Below are 18,126 nucleotides of genomic sequence, written 5' to 3' on the forward strand. Positions count from 1 at the left end.
TCAGAGGGTGGTCTCGGGGCCGTAGGTGCCGAAGCTCCAGAGGTTGCCCCCGACATCGCGGGCCAGATACTCCCGGGAGCCGTACTCCTGGTCCGTCGGGGGCACCAGGATCTCCGCCCCGTGCTCCGCGGCCTGCCGGTGGTGGGCGTCGACGTCGTCCACCACGGCGTACACCGCGGACGGGCCCGCCCCCTCCATGGCCTCGTCGAAGGGGCCGCCGCGCCCCTTCGAGCCGAGCATCACCACCCCGTTGCCCAGTACCAGCTCGGCGTGGAGCACCGTGCCGTCCGCGCCGTCGGCCTCGTGGCTCTCGTAGACCGACAGCTCGGTGAAGCCGAACGCCTCCGTGAGCTGTCTGATCGCGGCCTTGGCGTCCGCGTACAGCAGCGTCGGACAGATGCTCGGACGCCTGACGCCCATGCCCGCCATTCCGCTCACCCCTCCCGCAGTCCGGCCGGGAACCCGGCCCGCCCCCAGTCTGGCAGCGGCCCCGGCGCCGACTGCGGGCCCGGACGGCCCAGGAGGGTCGTCCCCGTCACACCGGGGAACGGCCGCCTGCCGGGTAAAGCGCTTGCAGGCCCCCGTTAGACTGGGGCCCATGGCCATTCTCCTCGCGCATTAGACAGCGGGAACGTCCTCAGCCGCCCTTCCCGCCACCATCCCCCAGCTCCCGACTCCGTGCGGGTCCGTTCGAGCAGGGGCCCAGTCCAGGAGTCTGTCCGTGATTTCCGCCTCCGGTATCGAGCTGCGCGCCGGTGCCCGCATCCTCATCGAGAACGCCAGCTTCCGTGTCGCCAAGGGCGACCGCATCGGACTCGTCGGCCGCAACGGCGCCGGCAAGACCACCCTGACCAAGGTCCTCGCCGGTGAGGGCATCCCCGCCGCGGGCACCGTCACCCGCTCCGGCGAGGTCGGCTACCTCCCGCAGGACCCCCGCACCGGCGACCTGGACGTGCTGGCCCGCGACCGCGTCCTCTCCGCCCGCGGCCTCGACGTGCTGATCCGCAAGATGCGCGAGAACGAGCAGCGCATCGCCAACGGCCAGGGCGCCACCCGCGACAAGGCCCTCAAGCAGTACGAGCGCCAGGAGACCGAGTTCCTCACCAAGGGCGGGTACGCCGCCGAGGCCGAGGCCGCCACCATCGCCGCCGCGCTCAACCTGCCCGACCGGGTGCTCGGCCAGCCGCTGCACACCCTCTCCGGCGGTCAGCGCCGCCGGATCGAGCTGGCCCGCATCCTGTTCTCCGACGCGGACACCCTGCTGCTCGACGAGCCGACCAACCACCTCGACGCCGACTCGATCGTCTGGCTCCGCGACTATCTGAAGTCCTACCGCGGCGGCTTCATCGTCATCTCGCACGACGTCGACCTGGTCGAGACGGTCGTCAACAAGGTCTTCTACCTGGACGCCAACCGCGCCGGGATCGACGTCTACAACATGGGCTGGAAGCTCTACCAGCAGCAGCGCGAGGCCGACGAGAAGCGCCGCAGGCGCGAGCGGCAGAACGCCGAGAAGAAGGCGGCGGCGCTGAACGCGCAGGCGGACAAGATGCGCGCCAAGGCCACCAAGACGGTCGCCGCGCAGAACATGGCCCGCCGCGCCGACAAGCTGCTCTCCGGCCTGGAGGCCGTGCGCCAGTCCGACAAGGTCGCCAAGCTCCGCTTCCCGGATCCCGCGCCCTGCGGCAAGACCCCGCTGATGGCGGAGGGCCTGTCGAAGTCGTACGGCTCGCTGGAGATCTTCACCGATGTCGACCTGGCCATCGACAAGGGCTCCCGGGTCGTGATCCTCGGGCTCAACGGTGCCGGAAAGACCACCCTGCTGCGGCTGCTCGCGGGTGTCGAGCAGCCGGACACCGGCGGGGTCGTCCCCGGTCACGGCCTCAAGCTCGGCTACTACGCCCAGGAGCACGAGACCCTCGACCCGGACCGCACGGTCCTGGAGAACATGCGCTCCGCCGCACCCGACATGGACCTGGTCGAGGTCCGCAAGGTGCTCGGCTCCTTCCTGTTCTCCGGTGACGACGTCGACAAGCCCGCCGGTGTGCTCTCCGGCGGTGAGAAGACCCGTCTCGCCCTCGCCACCCTCGTGGTGTCGTCCGCGAACGTGCTGCTGCTCGACGAGCCCACCAACAACCTCGACCCGGCCAGCCGCGAGGAGATCCTCGGGGCGCTGCGCACCTACAAGGGCTCCGTCGTCCTGGTCACCCACGACGAGGGCGCGGTCGAGGCGCTCCAGCCGGAGCGGATCATCCTGCTGCCCGACGGTGTCGAGGACCTCTGGGGCGCGGACTACGCCGACCTCGTCACCCTCGCCTGAGCCCCGCGCCCATGCGGCCGGCACCGGCCCGACCGCACCCCGGCCGCACTCCGGCCGCACAGTGATCCCCCGCGGATGGATCATTCGGCCGATCCGTGATCCATCATCTGCGTGAGATCTCCTCGTACCAGGGCGTGTCCTCCCCGCAGATCACGGCCCAGCCCTTTTGTCCCAAGGGCTGGGCCGTTGTGGATCGCTGACCTGGTAGTTCCCGGATGAACCCGTTCGGGCGTACGGATGCGACCGGGCGGAACCCCGGATTCCACTCGTGGGGACGCGCTCCTGTCGTCACAAGCTTGTGGCACCGACCTTGCCGAATGGGTGGCCATCCCGCCCCCGAGGGGTGATCATGAGGAGACCAGAGCGCACTTCCCATGAGGAGGCACGGGTGGCCGAGACTCTGAAGAAGGGCAGCCGGGTGACCGGCGCCGCGCGCGACAAGCTCGCGGCAGACCTGAAGAAGAAGTACGACTCCGGTGCGAGCATCCGGGCGCTGGCCGAGGAAACCGGCCGCTCGTATGGCTTTGTGCACCGGATGCTCAGTGAGTCGGGCGTCACGCTGCGAGGGCGTGGCGGAGCGACGCGGGGCAAGAAGGCCCCGACGGCCTGACGCCGGGCGGCCCATCGGCTTTCCGCGGTGGCCACCCGGTCGGTCGGGTGATCGACCGGGTGGTTACTGTGCAGTCACTTGTGGATGTCCTCGCAGGGCGTCCACGCCTGACCGCACCCCTCGGAGGCGCCGCATGGCTTCGCTCGACCCGGTACTCGACAAGGACGGCGTACAGCTCACCGTCGACGACACGCTCGCCACGGTGACCTTGACCAACCCCGACAAGCGCAATGCGCAGAGCCCGGCTCTGTGGCGCGCGCTGGCAGAGGCCGGACGCGCGCTGCCCGGTTCCGTGCGCGTGGTCGTGCTGCGTGCCGAGGGCAAGTCGTTCTCGGCCGGACTCGACCGCCAGATGTTCACCCCCGAGGGCATTCCCGGCGAACCGACCTTCGTCGATCTCGCGCGCAGCGGCGACGCCGAACTGGACGCGAGCATCGCCGGGTTCCAGGAGGCCTTCACCTGGTGGCGGCGGAACGACATCGTGTCCATCGCCGCGGTGCAGGGCCATGCCATCGGCGCGGGGTTCCAGCTCGCGCTGGCCTGCGATCTGAGGGTGGTGGCGGACGATGTGCAGTTCGCCATGCGCGAGACCAGCCTCGGACTGGTCCCGGACCTCACCGGCACCCATCCGCTGGTGAGCCTGGTCGGCTATGCCCGGGCGCTGGAGATCTGCGCGACGGGCCGCTTCGTCCTGGCCGAGGAGGCCGTGGCGTCCGGACTCGCGAACATCTCCGTACCGCGCGGGGAACTCGACGCCGCCGCCCGCGATCTGGCCTCCGCGCTGCTCGCCGCGGACCGGCAGGCGGTCATCGAGACCAAGGCACTGCTGCGCGGTGCGCAGGACCGTTCCTACGAGGAGCAGCGCGCCGCGGAGCGCACCGCACAGGCCCGCCGACTGCGAGACCTGGCCGGTACCGGCGACTGAGGCACGACGCCGTACCCCCCGGGGGGTGCCCGCCGCACCGCCACGCCGAAGGGCACGGCGGTGCGGAATCAGGTCAGAAGCCGTGCCGGAAGCCGCCGTCCACCGGCAGCATGATGCCCGTCAGGTATGAGGCGGCCGGTGACAGCAGAAACGCCGCGGCGCGGCCGAACTCCTCCGGAGTGCCGTAGCGGCGCAGTGGGATCCGGGTCTCGTTGGCCGTGCGCGTCGCCGCCGGGTCGGCCGAGAGGGCGTCCAGTTCCCGCACCCGGTCGGTGTCGATCCGCCCCGGAAGCAGCCCGACGACCCGGATGCCGTGCGGACCCAGCTCGTCCGAGATGGACTTGGCGAAGCCCGCGAGGCCGGGGCGCAGGCCGTTGGAGATGGTCAGACCCGGAATCGGCTCGTACACGGAACCGGACAGCACAAAACCGATCACCCCGCCCTCGCGCAGCTCCTCGGCGGCCCGGCGGGCCAGTCGCACCGCGCCCAGGAAGACCGAGTCGAAGGCGGCCGCCCACTGCTCGTCCGTGGTGTCGGTGAGATAGCCGGGCGGGGGACCGCCGACGCTGATCAGGATGCCGTCGAAGCGGCCGAAGTGCTCGCGGGCCGCGGCCACCAGCCGGGCCGGTGCCTCCGGGTCGGCGTTGTCGACGGCCACCCCCACGGCGTTGGCGCCCAGCGCGGCCGCCGCCTCCGCGGCCCGGTCCGCGTCGCGGCCCGTGAGGACCACCTTCGCCCCGTCGGCGACCAGTTCCCGCGCGGCCGCGTTGCCCAGTCCGCGGGTGCCGCCGGTGACGACGTACACCCGGTCCCTCAGTCCAAGATCCATGGCCCCCATCCTGCCGTGCGGTCCCCGTACAGGGCGAGGGCGGTGCCCACCAGACCGAGGTGGCTGAACGCCTGGGGGAAGTTCCCGAGCTGGCACCCGGCCCCGGGGTCGTACTCCTCGGCGAGCAGACCGACGTCGTTGCAGAGCCCCACCAGCCGGTCGAACAGCTCCCGGGCCTCCGCCGAGCGGCCCGCGTGGTGCAGCGCCTGGGCCAGCCAGAAGGAGCAGACCAGGAAGGCGCCCTCGCTGCCGGGCAGCGGGTCCACCTCGGAGCCCTCCGTGCTGTACCGGCGCAGCAGCCCGTCGGCCGACAGCTCCGCGCGCACCGCGTCGATGGTGCCGGTCACCCGGGGGTCGTCGCCCGGCAGAAAGCCCACCCGGGGGATCAGCAGCAGCGAGGCATCGAGCGCGCGGGAGCCGTAGTACTGCGTGAACGTGTTGCGGCCGGGGTCGTAGCCGCGCTCGCACACCTCCTGGTGCACCTCGTCCCGCATCGCCCGCCAGCCGCTCAGATCGCCCTCCAGGGCGGGGTCGGACTCCAGGGTGCGGACCGCCCGGTCGGCGGCCACCCAGGCCATCACCTTGGAGTACACGAAGTGGCGCAGTTCGCCGCGCACCTCCCACAGTCCCGCGTCCGGCTCCCGCCAGGCCGTGCGCAGGAACTCCATCAGCGCGCACTGCACCCGCCACATGTGCGGCCGCACCGGCAGGCCCGCCCGCTGCGCCAGCGACAGCGAGTCGATGACCTCGCCGTAGACGTCCAGCTGGCGCTGTCTGACCGCGTCGTTGCCGATCCGGACCGGTACCGAGTCCCGGAAACCGGCCAGCCACGGCAGCTCGTACTCGGGCAGCCGCCGCTCGCCCGACAGCCCGTACATGATCTGGAGGTCCGCGGGGTCGCCCGCCACCGCGCGCAGCAGCCAGTCGCGCCAGGCCTGGGCCTCCTCGTGGTACCCGGCCGCCAGCAGCGCCTCCAGGGTGAGCGTCGAGTCACGCAGCCAGCTGTAGCGGTAGTCCCAGTTGCGCTCGCCGCCCGGCCACTCCGGCAGCGAGGTGGTGGGGGCGGCGACGATCCCGCCGGTGGGTGCGTGGGTGAGGGCCTTGAGCGTGATGAGGGAGCGCACCACGATGTCCCGGTGCGGGCCGCGGTAGCGGCAGCGGGCCGCCCAGGCGCGCCAGTCCTCGACGCTGTTCGCCAGTGCCTCGTCCGGGTCGATCAGCGGGGGCCGTGCCCGGTGCGAGGGGTGCCAGGTGAGCACGAACGCGACCCTCTCGCCCTTGCGGACGGTGAACTCGGAGTGGGTGGCGAGGCCCTTTCCCCAGGTGCGCACCTGGGGGTGGCTGCGCAGCCACACCGCGTCGGGCCCCGCGACGGCCAGCCGGTCGCCGTCGGTCCGGCGCACCCACGGCACGATCGAGCCGTAGTCGAAGCGGAGCCGGAGCCGTCCGCGCAGGGTCACGCTGCCCTCCAGGCCCTCGATCACCCGGATCAGGTCGGGGGCGCGGTCCCGCTGCGGCATGAAGTCGGTGAGGCGGACCGAGCCGTCGGGGGTGTCCCACTCGGAGTCGAGGACGAGGGTGTCGTGGCGGTAGGCGCGGCGGGTGCACGGTCCGGCGCCCTCGGGGGCGATGGTCCAGTGGCCGTTCTCCTCGTCGCCGAGCAGCCGCGCGAAGCAGGCGGGCGAGTCGAAACGGGGCAGGCACAGCCAGTCGACGGAGCCGTCGCGGCCGACCAGGGCGGCGGTCTGCTCGTCGCCGATGAGCGCGTAGTCCTCGATCCGGGGATGCACGGGGTGCGGTTTCCCGGAGCGCCGCGCGGCGAATCAGTACGGGCGGCGCGGTGGTCCGGTCGGCCTACCGGCCGGGGCGGCGGCCGCAGCCGACGGGAAGGTCAGACCGCGGCCGGTTCCGGTTCCTCGGCGGGCCGTCGTGCCGCCTCGGCGCGGTCGCGGGCCTCCCTGCGGGCCAGGACGAACCAGCCGAAGGGGACGCCCGCCGAGAACAGCCACCACTGGACCGCGTAGGCCATGTGCGGGCCGATGTCGCTGTGCTCGGGGTCGGGCAGCAGCTCGGGGCTGCCGCCCTTCGGCGCCGGGGCGGTCAGCTCGATATAGCCGCCGAGGACCTGCTTGCCCAGGCTCAGCGCCTGCTGGCCGCTGCTGATCAGCATGATCTGGCGGTCCGGCAGCCCCTGGACATTCTTGATGCCGCTCTCCGCGGTCGTCTCGTCCGGCATCAGCCGTCCCGTGACGGTGATCTCGCCCCGGGCGGGCGCGGGGATGCTGGGGAAGGCGGTCTGCGCGCCGTTCGCCGGGATCCAGCCGCGGTTGACCAGCAGCACCTTGCCGTCGTCGAGGACGAAGGGGGTCAGCACGTGGTAGCCCACCTCGCCGTCGGCGTTGGTACGGCGGCGCACCACGACCTCGTGCGCGGTGTCGAAGGAGCCCTTGGCCGTCACGCGGCGGTAGAGGTCCTTGTGTGCGACCGTCGCACCGGGCGAGGTGAGCGACTCCGCCGGGACGGGCGTGGCCGCCAGTGAGTCCCCGATGACCGTGTTCAGGGCGACCTTGTGCTCATGGCGGTGCAGCTGCCAGAAGCCCAGCTCGATCATCGTCGGGACGAGCGCGATGGCGACAAGGGTGAGGATCACCCATTGCCGGGACAACAGGAAGCGGTACACCCCACGACCGTACAACTCGGGACGCGGAGCACCGCCACGGGGGTGGCCCTCGGCGCGGGCGCGGTGCGCTACGCCGGTTCGACGTCCCGCAGCAGCTGGCCGAACGCCGCCTCGTCCAGCACGGGCGTGCCGTACTGCCGGGCCTTGACCACCTTCGAGGTGCCCGAGTCCGGATCGTTGGTGACCAACAGGCTGGTCAGCCGGGACAGGCTCGTCGCCACATGGAGCCCGGCCTCGGCCGCCCGGTCCTCCAGCAGCTCCCGGTCGACCGAGGTGTCCCCGGAGAAGGCGACCCGCATGCCCTGCTTGAGCGGTTTGCCCTCTTCGTAGCGGCCCGGATTGGGGTGGGGGCATACGGGCCTTTTGCGGGACGGCCGCCAGTTGCCCGACCGGTATCCGCCGTGGCCGCCCGGCTGGCGTCCGATGAGCGGCGCGGGCCGGTCCGTCCACTCGGTCAGCGGCAGGCACTCCAGCAGCGGCAGCCGCACTCCGCCCGCCGCCGCGGCCCGCAGGCTGGGCCGGAAGGCCTCCGCCAGCACCCGCGCGTCGTCGAGCGCGTGGTGCGCCCGCTGCTGGACCACGCCGAAGTGCGCCGCCAGCGACTCCAGCTTGTGATTGGCCAGCGGAAGGCCCAGCTCCTTGGAGAGCGCGATGGTGCACAGCCGCTGGCGCACCGGCGCCTCGCGCCGCGCACGGGCGTACTCCCGCGCGATCATCTGCCAGTCGAAGACGGCGTTGTGCGCGACAAGCACCCGGTCCGCCAGCCGGGAGGCGAACTCCTCGGCGATGTCCCCGAAGAGCGGAGCCCCTTCGAGCATGTCGCCCGACAGCCCGTGGATCCACACCGGACCCGGGTCCCGCTCCGGGTTGACCATCGTGTACCAGTGGTCCTCGACCTCGCCGCGCGCGTCCAGCCGGTAGACGGCGGCGGAGACGATCCGGTCGTCCCGGGCCAGGCCGGTGGTCTCCACGTCAACGACCGCGTATCCCTTCGGATACGCGGCCGGCCATTCCCCGGGGGAGGGCACTGCGGTCGTACGGTCTTCGAGCATGGTCATTGAGGATACGGGCCGCGACCGACAGCGGTCCGCCCGCCCGGTCCGGCCGAGCGCGCGCCGCGCGGCCCTCGCGCCGGGGTGCGCACAACCCCGCTGTGGCGCCTCGGAGTTCACGCCCCCGTGGCGCGGGTGTGCCGTCCGGCGCGCCGGGAAGCGGTCCCGGTACTGCGGTCGGCCGCCCCGAGGGAGGACTCCCACCGCGCCGAACTCCGTCCGTTTCCAGGCGTTTTGCCCAACACGGGTGTGCGGCGGCGTGCGTGAGGAGCCGGAAGCCGGGCCCCGAGCCGGGGTGGAGCCGGGACGCGCCGTCCGCCGCGGGGCCGGACGTCCGCGCAGTCACCGGCACCGGTACCGGCGCCGGCCGATCGGAATCTCCCGGGCGCCCCTCGGCGTGGCCCGCCGCTCCCTCCTCGCCCGAATGAGACCCTCCCGGCGTGAACGATGCGGTCCCCGGCACGCCGCCCGCGGGCGGCCCGGCCCATGAGCCCCACGACGGCGCGCTCGGCTCCCGGTTGAACTGGCTGCGGGCCGCGGTGCTCGGCGCCAACGACGGCATCGTGTCCACCGCGGGTCTCGTCGTCGGCGTCGCGGGCGCCACCACCGACCGCGCGGCGCTGCTCACGGCGGGGCTGGCGGGTCTGCTCGCCGGGTCCATGTCGATGGCCGCGGGCGAGTACGTCTCCGTGTCGACCCAGCGGGACTCGGAGCGGGCGGCACTGGCCCTGGAGCGGCGGGAACTGACGGAGCAGCCGGAGGCGGAACTCGCGGAGCTGACGGAACTGCTCCAGCGGCGCGGTCTGACGCGGCAGGTGGCCCGGGACGCGGCCGTCCAGCTGACGGAGCGGGACGCGCTGCGCGCCCACGCCCAGGTGGAGCTGGGCATCGACCCCGACGCGCTGACGAACCCCTGGCACGCGGCGGCGGCCAGCTTCCTCGCCTTCACGGTGGGCGCGCTGCTGCCCCTCCTCGCCATCGTGCTGCCGCCCGCGGGCCGGCGGCTTCCGGTGACGGTCCTGTCCGTCCTGGCCGCCCTGGTCGTCACCGGCTGGTCCGGCGCCCGCCTGGGCGCGGCGGCGCCGGGGCGCGCGGTGCTGCGGAACGTGGCGGGCGGGGCGCTGGCGATGGGGGTCACCTACGCGGCGGGGGCACTGCTGGGCGCCGCGGGGGCCTGACCGCGGGGCGCGGGACCAGGTCCCCCTGGGTGCGGGTCCGCACCCGGCGACGGCGTACCGTGAAGTGCGCTCGACCACCCCCCCGGGCGCACCCGGAAGACCGCACGAGAAGGATCCTCGCCATGCGCGCCACCACCATTCACGCTCCCTTCGACATGCGGGTGGAGGACGTGCCCGAGCCCGTGGTGCAGCAGCCCACGGACGCGGTCGTACGCGTACTGCGGTCCTGTATCTGCGGCAGCGACCTGTGGGCGTACCGCGGTGAGGCGGCCCGGCAGCCGGGGCAGCGGATCGGGCACGAGTTCCTCGGCTTCGTGGAGGAGACCGGCTCCGAGGTCAGCGGTGTCCGCCGCGGTGACCTGGTGGTCGCGCCCTTCATGTGGTCCGACGGCGTCTGCGACTACTGCCGCGAGGGGCTCACCACCTCCTGCGAGCACGGCGGCTTCTGGGGCACGGTCGGCCACGACGGCGGCCAGGGCGAGGCCGTGCGCGTGCCCCACGCCGACGGCACCCTGGTCCGGCTGCCCGGCGAGGCCGCCTCCGACGACCGGCTGCTGTCCGCGCTGCTGACGCTCTCCGACGTCCTGGGCACCGGGCACCACGCCGCCCTCGGCGCGGGCGCCCGCCCCGGGGCCACGGTCGCCGTGGTCGGCGACGGGGCCGTCGGCCTGTGCGCCGTGCTGGCCGCCAAGCGGCTCGGTGCCGAGCGGATCATCGCGCTGGGGCGCCACCAGGCCCGTACGGACATCGCCCGCCGCTTCGGCGCCACCGAGGTGGTCGCCGAACGCGGGGACGCCGCCGTGGAGGCAGTCCGGGAGCTGACCCGCGGCCAGGGCGCGCACGCCGTGGTCGAGGCCGTCGGCACCGAGCAGTCCATGCGGACCGCCGTGAACATCACCCGCGACGGCGGCGCCATCGGCTTCGTCGGCGTCCCGCACGGCAGCGGCACCGGACTCGATCTCGGCGTGATGTTCGACCGGAACATAGCCCTGCGCGGCGGTGTCGCGCCGGTGCGCTCCTACATCCCCGAGCTGCTGCCCGACGTCCTCGACGGCACCATCGACCCCTCCCCGGTCTTCGACCGCACGGTCGACCTCGAGGGCGTGCCCGAGGGCTACCGCGCGATGGACGAGCGCACGGCCCTGAAGGTCCTGGTCACCCACGACTGACCCCACCCGGGCACACACCTGGCTCGAAGCCGGACCGGGTGCGCCTACCCGGCTCCGGGCCGGTCCGGGTGCACCCACCCCGCTCCGTGCCGGACCGGGCACGCGCACCGGCTCCGAGCAGGTCCGGGTGCACCCGGCCGGACCGCGCCGGTGCGGTGACGCATGCCGCTGCGCGCCGCCGGTTCACGGCGGGCCGGGCGTGCGCCGCCCGGTCTGAGCCACGCCGGGCGTGCGCCGCCGGTCCGGACCCAGCCCGGCGGCGCGCCGAGCCGGGTGCGTGCCGGGCCGGGTGGGTGCCCGCAGGCCCCCCCGCAGTGTCTACGGCCTGTCCCAGCGTGCCGTGTCCTCGCCCCAGGGGCCGGGCGGCCGTGCCCAGTCGGACGGGCCGTCCTCGAAACGCACCGGCGGCAGGGCGTACCGCAGCCGCCCCAGCCCGCTGTCCCGCTCCGCGAGCCACGGCTCCGGTCCGTCGTACGCGGCGGCCGGGCCGTCCGGCCCGGTTCCGTGGCCCGTGCCCTGCGTCAGCCAGGCCGCCGTCCGCGCGAGCGCCAGCCGTACGAGCCGGGTGCCGCCCTCCTCGGTCTGCTCGGTGAGGGACCTGAGGACCGCCGCGGCCAGCAGATATCCCGTGCCGTGGTCCAGGGCCTGCGCGGGCAGGGCACCGGGCTGCCCGGCCGACCCCTCGGTCAGCGCGATCCCGGTGGCGACCTGCACCAGGCTGTCGAATCCCCGCCGCCCGCCCCAGGGCCCGTACGCGCCCCACGCCGACACCTGCGCCACCACTAGCCCCGGCCGTCGCCCGGCCAGCTGCTCCGGGGCGAGCCCCCACCGGTCCAGGGCGCCGGGCCGGTAGCCGGTGACGACCACATCGGCCTCCGCCAGCAGCTCCTCGAAGGTCCGCCGGTCGGCGGGCGCCGCCAGGTCGAGCAGCGCGGACCGCTTCCCGGCGTCCAGGTCGGCGTGCTGGTCGGGGAGTTCCGGCAGCCGCGGGCTGTCGATCCGCAGTACGTCCGCGCCGAGCAGGGCCAGGGTGCGGGTGGCCACCGGGCCCGAGATCACCCGGGTGAGGTCCAGCACCCGCAGCCCGGCGGCGGGCAGCAGCGGTGACCCGGCGGACCGGTCCAGCGGAACCAGGGGGCGCCCGGGCGCCTTGTCGAGCCGCTCGCGCTCCACCAGCGGACGCGCTGCCACCGCGCGCCCCTGCTCATGCGCCGCCCACTCCCCGGGCGTACGCATCGCCACCGCGAGCCCCCCGGCCGCGTAGACGAGGTCCTCCACCTCGACCGCCGGGCGCGCGGCGATCGCCTCGGCCACGGTCTCCACGGACGCGTCCGCCGCCAGCCCCAGGGCGTCGAGCAGCCGCTGACGGTGGTGCGGATAGTTGGCGTGCGTCCGCACCCAGCCGTCCGCGCCGCGCCAGAACCGGGACAGCGGTGCGAAGTTGACCGGTGCGCGGCCGTCGACCCGCAGCTGCCGCTCACTCAGGAAGGCCGCGGCCACGGCCCCGTCGTCCACCCGGACCCCGGGCACGGCCGACAGCCCGGCCCGCCGTGCGCCCCATTCGGCCGCGGCCAGCGCACAGGCCCCGACGCAGGCCCGCGCCCGCTCCCGCACGGGCAGCCGCGACGGCAGCGTCCCCTCCCGCACCACCGCCGAGACGCCGTCCACCAGCGCGGGATCCCCGCCCAGCGCCTCCCATGCACCAAACGTATTGATCATGAAGGCACTATGCGGGTGCACCGGGCGGCACGGCAAGGGGGCCGGGCCGCGACCCAACCCCCCGCCGGTGCACCGCCGTTGGCCCGGCTAGCGGGTCACGGCCTTCCAGGCGTTCACGACGCCCCACCCGTAGAACCCGTTGCGGTCCACCGAGCCCTTGCACACCGCGTCGGCCGTGCCGTCCCCGTCGATGTCGTAGGGATCCGGGCACGCGGTGGCGTCGGCCTCGGCGTACAGCAGGGCCTTCACCAGGGCGGCGGAGGCGTGCGGATGCGTCGACTTGATGAGGGCGGCCACGCCCGCGACATGCGGGGTCGCCATCGAGGTGCCCGCCATGTAGCCCCAGGTGCCGCCGGGCAGCGGGCCGAGGATCAGACCGCTGACCGCGGGCGGGGCGGGGGTCTGGTAGGCGGTGGAGTCGCCGCCGGGCGCGGCCACGTCGATGACGCCGAGACCGTAGTTGGAGAAGGAGGACTTCAGGCCCTTCGCACCGGTCGAGGCGACGGTCACCACCCCGGGCAGCTGGGTCGGGATGTCGAAGCAGCGGTGCGGGTCGACCACCCGGTCGGCGGGGGTGCCGTCATTGGGGGAAGCCGGGTCGGTGAGGGAGCGCGCGTCGAGGTCGAAGCTCTCGTTGCCCGCCGCGGCGACATTGACCGTGCCCTTGCGCTCCGCGTACCGCGAGGCCCGGGTGATGGCGTCCACCAGCGCCTTCTGGTCCGGGTCGCCGGTGCAGTTGAAGTACCAGGGGTCGGTGTAATAGCTGTTGTTGGTCACGTCCACGTGGTGCTCGGCAGCCCAGACGAAGCCGCACACCACGGCCTCGGTGTAGAAGAAGCCCGCGGTCGTGGCCACCTTGATCCCGGCGACCCGGACGCCGGGCGCGACACCGGTGATGCCGACGCCGTTCTTGGCGGCCGCGATCTCCCCGGCCACATGGGTACCGTGCGGGCTCTCCCCCGTGCCCGGCCGCCAGGCCCCGTCGGCCGTGTCCGGCTTGCCCGACACACAGTTGACGGACGCCCGGCGGTCGAAGTTCGGGGCGATGTCGGGGTGGGTGTCGTCCACGCCCGTGTCGATGACGGCGACCGTGACCTTGCGGCTGCCCAGCGTCTTCTGGTGCGCCTTGTCCGCCTTGATGGCCGGCAGGTCCCACTGGAGGGGCTCCAGCGGGTCCTGTCCGTCGGCCGCCTTGGCCCGGGCGGCCTCCTGGGCGGTGAGCACCTTCGGGGTGCCGACGTCGGTGGTCGACTGCGCGGGCAGCGGCGCGTTGCGGGTGGCCCCCGCCGACTGCACCTCGCGGACCGTGCGCAGGGTGCGGGCGAAGTCCGGGTTCGGGGAGTGGGCGACGATCACGCCGATCCGGTCGTAGGCGATCACGATCGTGCCGCCCGCGTCGGCGATGGCCCGCTTCACCCGGGCGGAGGTGTCCCGCCCGGGGCGGATGTTCACGACATAGCTCAGCGAGGTGGTGTCCGCGGTGGTGGCCGTGGCGGCCACCGGGGCGGCCGGGGCCGCCGAGGCGGTGGCCTGGGGCAGGAGGGCGAGGGCACAGGCCATGGCCGTCCCGAGCGGGACGGCGAGCAGGCGGCGGGCGCGGGTGCGCGGCGCTGTCATGGTGGAGGACTCCCGTTCGTATCCGATTCCGGCTGCGAGCCGTGCGGAAGTGCAAGAGGACGGTCCGGGCGGTCGGTCGACCAGGGGACCGGTCCGGGCGGTCACTTGACCGCGCGCAGCGCGTCGACCACGCCGAAGCCGTAGAACCCGTTGATGTGCTTGCCGCCCGCGCAGACGGCGTCCACGACTCCGTCGCCGTCGCCGTCGTAGGGCCCGGCCGGGCAGCCCGGGTTGTCGGCCTGCGCTCGGAGCAGGGCCGTCAACTGCTCGGGGGTCGCCCGCGGATGCGCCGACTTCAGCAGCGCTGCCACGCCCGCGACATGCGGCGAGGCCATCGAGGTGCCCTGGAGGAAGCCGTACTGACCGCCCGGCATGGTGGAGAGGATGCGGCCGTTCCCCGACGGGGTGGCCGGGATCTGGTACTTGTCGCCGCCGGGCGCCGCCACGTCGATCACGCCGTCGCCGTAACTGGAGTAGTAGGACTTGGCGTTCGCGACTCCGGTCGCGGCGACCGTGACCACGCCGGGCAGCTGGGTCGGCACATCGAGGCACCGGTGGGGGTCGACCGTGCGGGTCGCCGGGGTGGAGTCGTCGGGGCTGGAGGTGTCCACCAGCGCGTGGGAGTCCAGGTCGTGGTTGGAGTTGCCCGCCGAGGCGATGCTGAGGGTGCCCCTGCGCTGGGCGTACCGCTGGGCCCGGTCGAGGGCGTCGACGATGGCCCGCTGGTCCGGGTCGTCCAGGCAGTTGTAGAGCCAGGGGTCGACGTAGTAGCTGTTGTTGGTGATCTGCACGCCGTGGTCGGCGGCGAAGACGAACGCGCAGACGACGCTCTCCGGGTAGAAGAGCCCGCTGACCGGGTCGGCCACCTTGACGGCGGAGACCCTGACGTTCGGTGCGACCCCGGCGACCCCGACGCCGTTGCGGGCCGCCGCGATCTCACCCGCGACATGCGTGCCGTGGTACGCCTCGGGGGTGGCGGGGCGCCAGGCGCCGTAGGAGGTGTCCGCCGTGCCGCCGACACAGCTCGCGGACTGCGCGGCGGAGAAGTTCGGCGCGAGGTCGGGGTGGGTGTCGTCGACCCCGGTGTCGATGACGGCGACCGTGACCCTGCGGCTGCCCGGGTTGGTCTGCGCGGCCCGGTCGGCGCCGATCGCCCGCAGGTCCCACTGGTCGGCCTCCAGCGGCTCGCTCTCGCCCGCGGCCGCCGAGGCGCCGGCGATCCGGGACGCCTGAGCCTTCGTCAGGTACTGGGCCGCGCCCTCGTCCGTGGTGCCCGCGGGGGTCAGCGGGGCGGTCCGGCTCGCGCCCGCGGACTGCACCCCGCGGACGCCGCGCAGGGTGCGGGCGAAGTCCGGGTTCGCGGAGTGGGCGACGAGCACGCCGATCCGGTCGTACGCCGCCACGACCGTGCCGTCGGCCGCGGTGACCGCCTTCCGCACCGAGGCGAGGGTGCGGCGGTCCGTCCGGGTGTTGACCAGATAGGCGAGTCCGGGCCCCTCCGCGGTGGCGGCCGCGGCACGGGCGCGAGGGGCGGCCGAGGCGGTACCGGGCAGAAAGCCCAGAGAGGCGGTGAGCGACAGCACGAGCGGCACGACGAGCGCGAGCCGGCGTCTGGAGCGCAGATGAGACATGGAAACTCCACATCATCCGGAAACAGAACGAGCCGGAACGCGGCAGCATCCCGGCAGGTACATGACGGGTGGTGCAGGGCGACGCTATCCGCCGCCCGGGGCGGACGGCAATGACTTCCGAGCGATCACGTAAAAAGGAGACCAAGGCGGTTGAACGGGGACCCATTTCGCGCCCATCCCTCGGGCGGGGGTGCGAAGACTCCGCCGCCCCCTGTTGGATCACTTGCCGGAGCGCTACCGTCGCACCCAGTGATGTGACTCACGTCACTTCAGGCTGCCCATGGCCCCATCGCGAGGAGACAACCGTGGCCACCGACGCACCTTCCCCCGCCGAGACCGGAAGGGGCCTTCCGCCCGCCGACGCGTACATCGCGGTCCAGCAGAGCGCCGAATTCGGCGAACTGCGCCGCTCCCACCGCTCGTTCGCCTTCCCGCTGACCGCGGCGTTCATCGCCTGGTACCTGCTCTACGTCCTGCTGTCGAACTATGCGGGCGGCTTCATGGGCACCAAGCTCCTCGGCAACGTCAATGTCGCCCTGGTGCTCGGCCTCGCCCAGTTCCTGACCACCTTCCTGATCGCCTGGTGGTACGCGCGCCGCGCCGCCACCCGGCTCGACCCCAGAGCCGAGGCCATCAAGTCCCGGATGGAGGGCGGCGCATGAGCCCGCACCTCCAGCTGGCCGCCAGCGCGGCGACCGAGCACCGGCCGCTGATCATCACGCTGTTCGCGGTGTTCGTCGCGGCCACCCTGGTCATCACCGTGTGGGCGGGCCGCCAGACCCGCAGTGCCGCCGACTTCTACGCGGGCGGCCGTCAGTTCACCGCCTTCCAGAACGGACTCGCCGTCTCCGGCGACTACATGTCCGCCGCCTCCTTCCTCGGCATCGCGGGCGCCATCGCCCTCTTCGGCTACGACGGCTTCCTGTACTCCATCGGCTTCCTGGTCGCCTGGCTGGTCGCCCTGCTGCTCGTCGCCGAGCCGCTGCGCAACACCGGCCGCTACACGATGGGCGACGTCCTTGCCCACCGCATGCGCCAGCGCCCGGTCCGCACCGCGGCCGGGACCTCCACCATCGTGGTGTCGATCTTCTATCTGCTGGCCCAGATGGCGGGCGCGGGCGTCCTGGTCTCCCTGCTCCTCGGCATCACCAGCGACGCGGGCAAGGTCGGCATCGTCGCCCTGGTCGGCCTGCTGATGATCGTCTACGTCACCGTCGGCGGGATGAAGGGCACCACCTGGGTGCAGATGGTCAAGGCCGTCCTGCTGATCGCGGGCGCCCTGCTGCTGACCTTCCTGGTCCTGCTGAAGTTCCACTTCAACCTCTCGGACCTGCTCGGCCGGGCCGCGAGCAACAGCGGCAAGGGCTCGGCCTTCCTGGAGCCCGGACTGAAGTACGGCGCCACCGGCACCAGCAAGCTGGACTTCCTCTCCCTGGGCATCGCCCTGGTCCTCGGCACCGCGGGCCTGCCCCACATCCTCATCCGCTTCTACACCGTGCCCACCGCCAAGGCCGCCCGGAAGTCCGTGAACTGGGCCATCGGCCTCATCGGCGCCTTCTATCTGATGACCCTCGCCCTCGGCTTCGGCGCCGCCGCCCTGATCAAGCCGGACGAGATCACCGCCTCCAACAAGGCGGGCAACACGGCGGCCCCCCTGCTCGCCCTGCACCTGGGAGGCACCGACTCCGACTGGGGCGCGATCCTGCTCGCCTCCATCTCGGCGGTCGCCTTCGCCACCATCCTCGCGGTGGTCGCGGGACTGACCCTCGCCTCCTCCTCGTCCTTCGCCCACGACATCTACGCCAACGTCATCAAGAAGGGACAGGCCGACGAGAAGCAGGAGATGGCGGCGGCCCGCTGGGCGACGGTCGCCATCGGCGCCGTCTCCATCGCCCTCGGCGCCCTCGCCCGGGACCTGAACGTCGCGGGCCTGGTCGCCCTCGCCTTCGCGGTCGCCGCCTCGGCCAACCTGCCCACGCTCCTCTACAGCCTCTTCTGGAAGCGCTTCACCACCGCGGGCGCCCTGTGGTCGATCTACGGCCGCCTGGTGACCGCCGTCGGCCTGGTGCTGTTCTCACCGGTGGTCTCCGGACGGGCGACCTCGATGTTCCCGCACGCCGACTTCCAGTGGTTCCCGCTGGAGAACCCCGGCATCATCTCCATCCCGGCCGGGTTCCTGCTGGGCTGGCTCGGCACCCTCCTGTCCCGGGAACAGCCGGACCCCGGCAAGTACGCGGAACTGGAGGTGCGGTCCCTCACCGGCACCGGAGCCCACTGACCCCCCGCGGCGGCCGCGCCGCACGGATCGTAGGGAGCTACGACGCGGCCGCCGCACACCTCGTGGGATCGGGCCGCTGCCGCTGTCGGTGCCGTCACGTAGGCTCGCAGATGACGGA

General features: G+C 73.2%; 15 protein-coding genes. 7 read left to right on the forward strand and 8 right to left on the reverse strand.

Going from position 1 to position 18,126, the window contains the following annotated elements; translation table 11 throughout:
* The gene (locus ACIHAA_RS28625; protein ID WP_399822242.1) at window positions 1–429 is read right to left on the reverse strand and encodes a VOC family protein; all 429 of its coding nucleotides are present in this window, start codon (window positions 427–429) and stop codon (window positions 1–3) included.
* Window positions 430–721: 292 nt separating this feature from the next.
* On the opposite strand from ACIHAA_RS28625, the gene ACIHAA_RS28630 reads away from it, so the two are divergent.
* From ACIHAA_RS28630 to ACIHAA_RS28640, 3 genes are all read left to right on the forward strand, one after another.
* A complete protein-coding gene (locus ACIHAA_RS28630; RefSeq protein WP_399822160.1) occupies window positions 722–2,320 on the forward strand; it encodes an ABC-F family ATP-binding cassette domain-containing protein in 1,599 nt (532 codons plus the stop codon).
* 388 nt (window positions 2,321–2,708) lie between these two features.
* Window positions 2,709–2,930: a helix-turn-helix domain-containing protein gene (locus ACIHAA_RS28635; protein WP_019885249.1), complete on the forward strand. Its 222-nt coding sequence runs from the start codon at window positions 2,709–2,711 to the stop codon at window positions 2,928–2,930.
* A 133-nt stretch (window positions 2,931–3,063) separates the two neighbouring features.
* Window positions 3,064–3,855, forward strand: a complete 792-nt coding sequence (locus ACIHAA_RS28640) for an enoyl-CoA hydratase/isomerase family protein (RefSeq protein ID WP_399822162.1) — start codon at window positions 3,064–3,066, stop codon at window positions 3,853–3,855.
* A 73-nt stretch (window positions 3,856–3,928) separates the two neighbouring features.
* Here ACIHAA_RS28640 and ACIHAA_RS28645 read toward each other — a convergent pair whose 3' ends face one another.
* The 4 genes from ACIHAA_RS28645 to ACIHAA_RS28660 all read right to left on the reverse strand — a co-directional run bounded on the left by ACIHAA_RS28645 (window position 3,929) and on the right by ACIHAA_RS28660 (window position 8,416).
* Entirely contained in the window at window positions 3,929–4,684 is a 756-nt protein-coding gene (locus tag ACIHAA_RS28645) for an SDR family oxidoreductase (RefSeq protein ID WP_399822163.1), read from the reverse strand.
* A complete protein-coding gene (locus tag ACIHAA_RS28650; RefSeq protein WP_399822165.1) occupies window positions 4,669–6,474 on the reverse strand; it encodes a glycoside hydrolase family 15 protein in 1,806 nt (601 codons plus the stop codon). The genes ACIHAA_RS28645 and ACIHAA_RS28650 overlap by 16 nt, the downstream gene beginning before the upstream one ends.
* 101 nt (window positions 6,475–6,575) lie before the next feature.
* On the reverse strand, window positions 6,576–7,364 hold the full coding sequence (locus ACIHAA_RS28655; RefSeq protein WP_399822166.1) for an SURF1 family protein: 789 nt from the start codon (window positions 7,362–7,364) through the stop codon (window positions 6,576–6,578).
* A gap of 68 nt (window positions 7,365–7,432) precedes the next feature.
* A complete protein-coding gene (locus tag ACIHAA_RS28660) occupies window positions 7,433–8,416 on the reverse strand; it encodes a DEDDh family exonuclease (RefSeq protein WP_399822168.1) in 984 nt (327 codons plus the stop codon).
* 440 nt (window positions 8,417–8,856) lie between these two features.
* Here ACIHAA_RS28660 and ACIHAA_RS28665 point away from each other — a divergent pair, with 440 nt between their 5' ends.
* Window positions 8,857–9,594, forward strand: a complete 738-nt coding sequence (locus ACIHAA_RS28665) for a VIT family protein (protein WP_399822170.1) — start codon at window positions 8,857–8,859, stop codon at window positions 9,592–9,594.
* 122 nt (window positions 9,595–9,716) lie between these two features.
* Window positions 9,717–10,763: a zinc-dependent alcohol dehydrogenase family protein gene (locus ACIHAA_RS28670; protein ID WP_399822172.1), complete on the forward strand. Its 1,047-nt coding sequence runs from the start codon at window positions 9,717–9,719 to the stop codon at window positions 10,761–10,763.
* A 318-nt stretch (window positions 10,764–11,081) separates the two neighbouring features.
* Here the strand turns inward: ACIHAA_RS28670 and ACIHAA_RS28675 are convergent, their stop codons facing one another.
* From ACIHAA_RS28675 to ACIHAA_RS28685, 3 genes are all read right to left on the reverse strand, one after another.
* Complete coding sequence (locus tag ACIHAA_RS28675; RefSeq protein WP_399822173.1) at window positions 11,082–12,482, reverse strand: CoA transferase; 1,401 nt, start codon at window positions 12,480–12,482, stop codon at window positions 11,082–11,084.
* Between the two features lie 87 nt (window positions 12,483–12,569).
* Window positions 12,570–14,099 carry a S8 family serine peptidase gene (locus ACIHAA_RS28680; RefSeq protein ID WP_399822175.1) on the reverse strand — a complete coding sequence of 510 codons (1,530 nt, stop codon included), beginning with the start codon at window positions 14,097–14,099 and terminating at the stop codon, window positions 12,570–12,572.
* A 101-nt stretch (window positions 14,100–14,200) separates the two neighbouring features.
* Complete coding sequence (locus ACIHAA_RS28685) at window positions 14,201–15,730, reverse strand: S8 family serine peptidase (protein ID WP_399822176.1); 1,530 nt, start codon at window positions 15,728–15,730, stop codon at window positions 14,201–14,203.
* A gap of 305 nt (window positions 15,731–16,035) precedes the next feature.
* Between ACIHAA_RS28685 and ACIHAA_RS28690 the strand changes: the two genes are divergently transcribed.
* Complete coding sequence (locus ACIHAA_RS28690; RefSeq protein WP_399822178.1) at window positions 16,036–16,392, forward strand: DUF485 domain-containing protein; 357 nt, start codon at window positions 16,036–16,038, stop codon at window positions 16,390–16,392.
* A complete protein-coding gene (locus tag ACIHAA_RS28695) occupies window positions 16,389–18,008 on the forward strand; it encodes a cation acetate symporter (protein ID WP_399822180.1) in 1,620 nt (539 codons plus the stop codon). Before ACIHAA_RS28690 ends, ACIHAA_RS28695 begins: the two co-directional genes overlap by 4 nt.
* Window positions 18,009–18,126 lie beyond the last annotated feature (118 nt).

The organism is Streptomyces sp. NPDC052040, assembly GCF_044548405.1.
Classification (GTDB): Bacteria; Actinomycetota; Actinomycetes; order Streptomycetales; family Streptomycetaceae; genus Streptomyces.

Bases quoted from the DNA above. Each gene is read 5' to 3' on its own strand.
- ACIHAA_RS28625 (WP_399822242.1), bottom strand. From the start codon at position 429: ATGGCGGGCATGGGCGTCAGGCGTCCGAGCATCTGTCCGACGCTGCTG.
- ACIHAA_RS28640 (WP_399822162.1), top strand. From the start codon at position 3,064: ATGGCTTCGCTCGACCCGGTACTCGACAAGGACGGCGTACAGCTCACC.
- ACIHAA_RS28645 (WP_399822163.1), bottom strand. From the start codon at position 4,684: ATGGATCTTGGACTGAGGGACCGGGTGTACGTCGTCACCGGCGGCACC.
- ACIHAA_RS28660 (WP_399822168.1), bottom strand. From the start codon at position 8,416: ATGCTCGAAGACCGTACGACCGCAGTGCCCTCCCCCGGGGAATGGCCG.
- ACIHAA_RS28670 (WP_399822172.1), top strand. From the start codon at position 9,717: ATGCGCGCCACCACCATTCACGCTCCCTTCGACATGCGGGTGGAGGAC.
- ACIHAA_RS28675 (WP_399822173.1), bottom strand. From the start codon at position 12,482: ATGATCAATACGTTTGGTGCATGGGAGGCGCTGGGCGGGGATCCCGCG.
- ACIHAA_RS28680 (WP_399822175.1), bottom strand. From the start codon at position 14,099: ATGACAGCGCCGCGCACCCGCGCCCGCCGCCTGCTCGCCGTCCCGCTC.
- ACIHAA_RS28685 (WP_399822176.1), bottom strand. From the start codon at position 15,730: ATGTCTCATCTGCGCTCCAGACGCCGGCTCGCGCTCGTCGTGCCGCTC.
- ACIHAA_RS28695 (WP_399822180.1), top strand. From the start codon at position 16,389: ATGAGCCCGCACCTCCAGCTGGCCGCCAGCGCGGCGACCGAGCACCGG.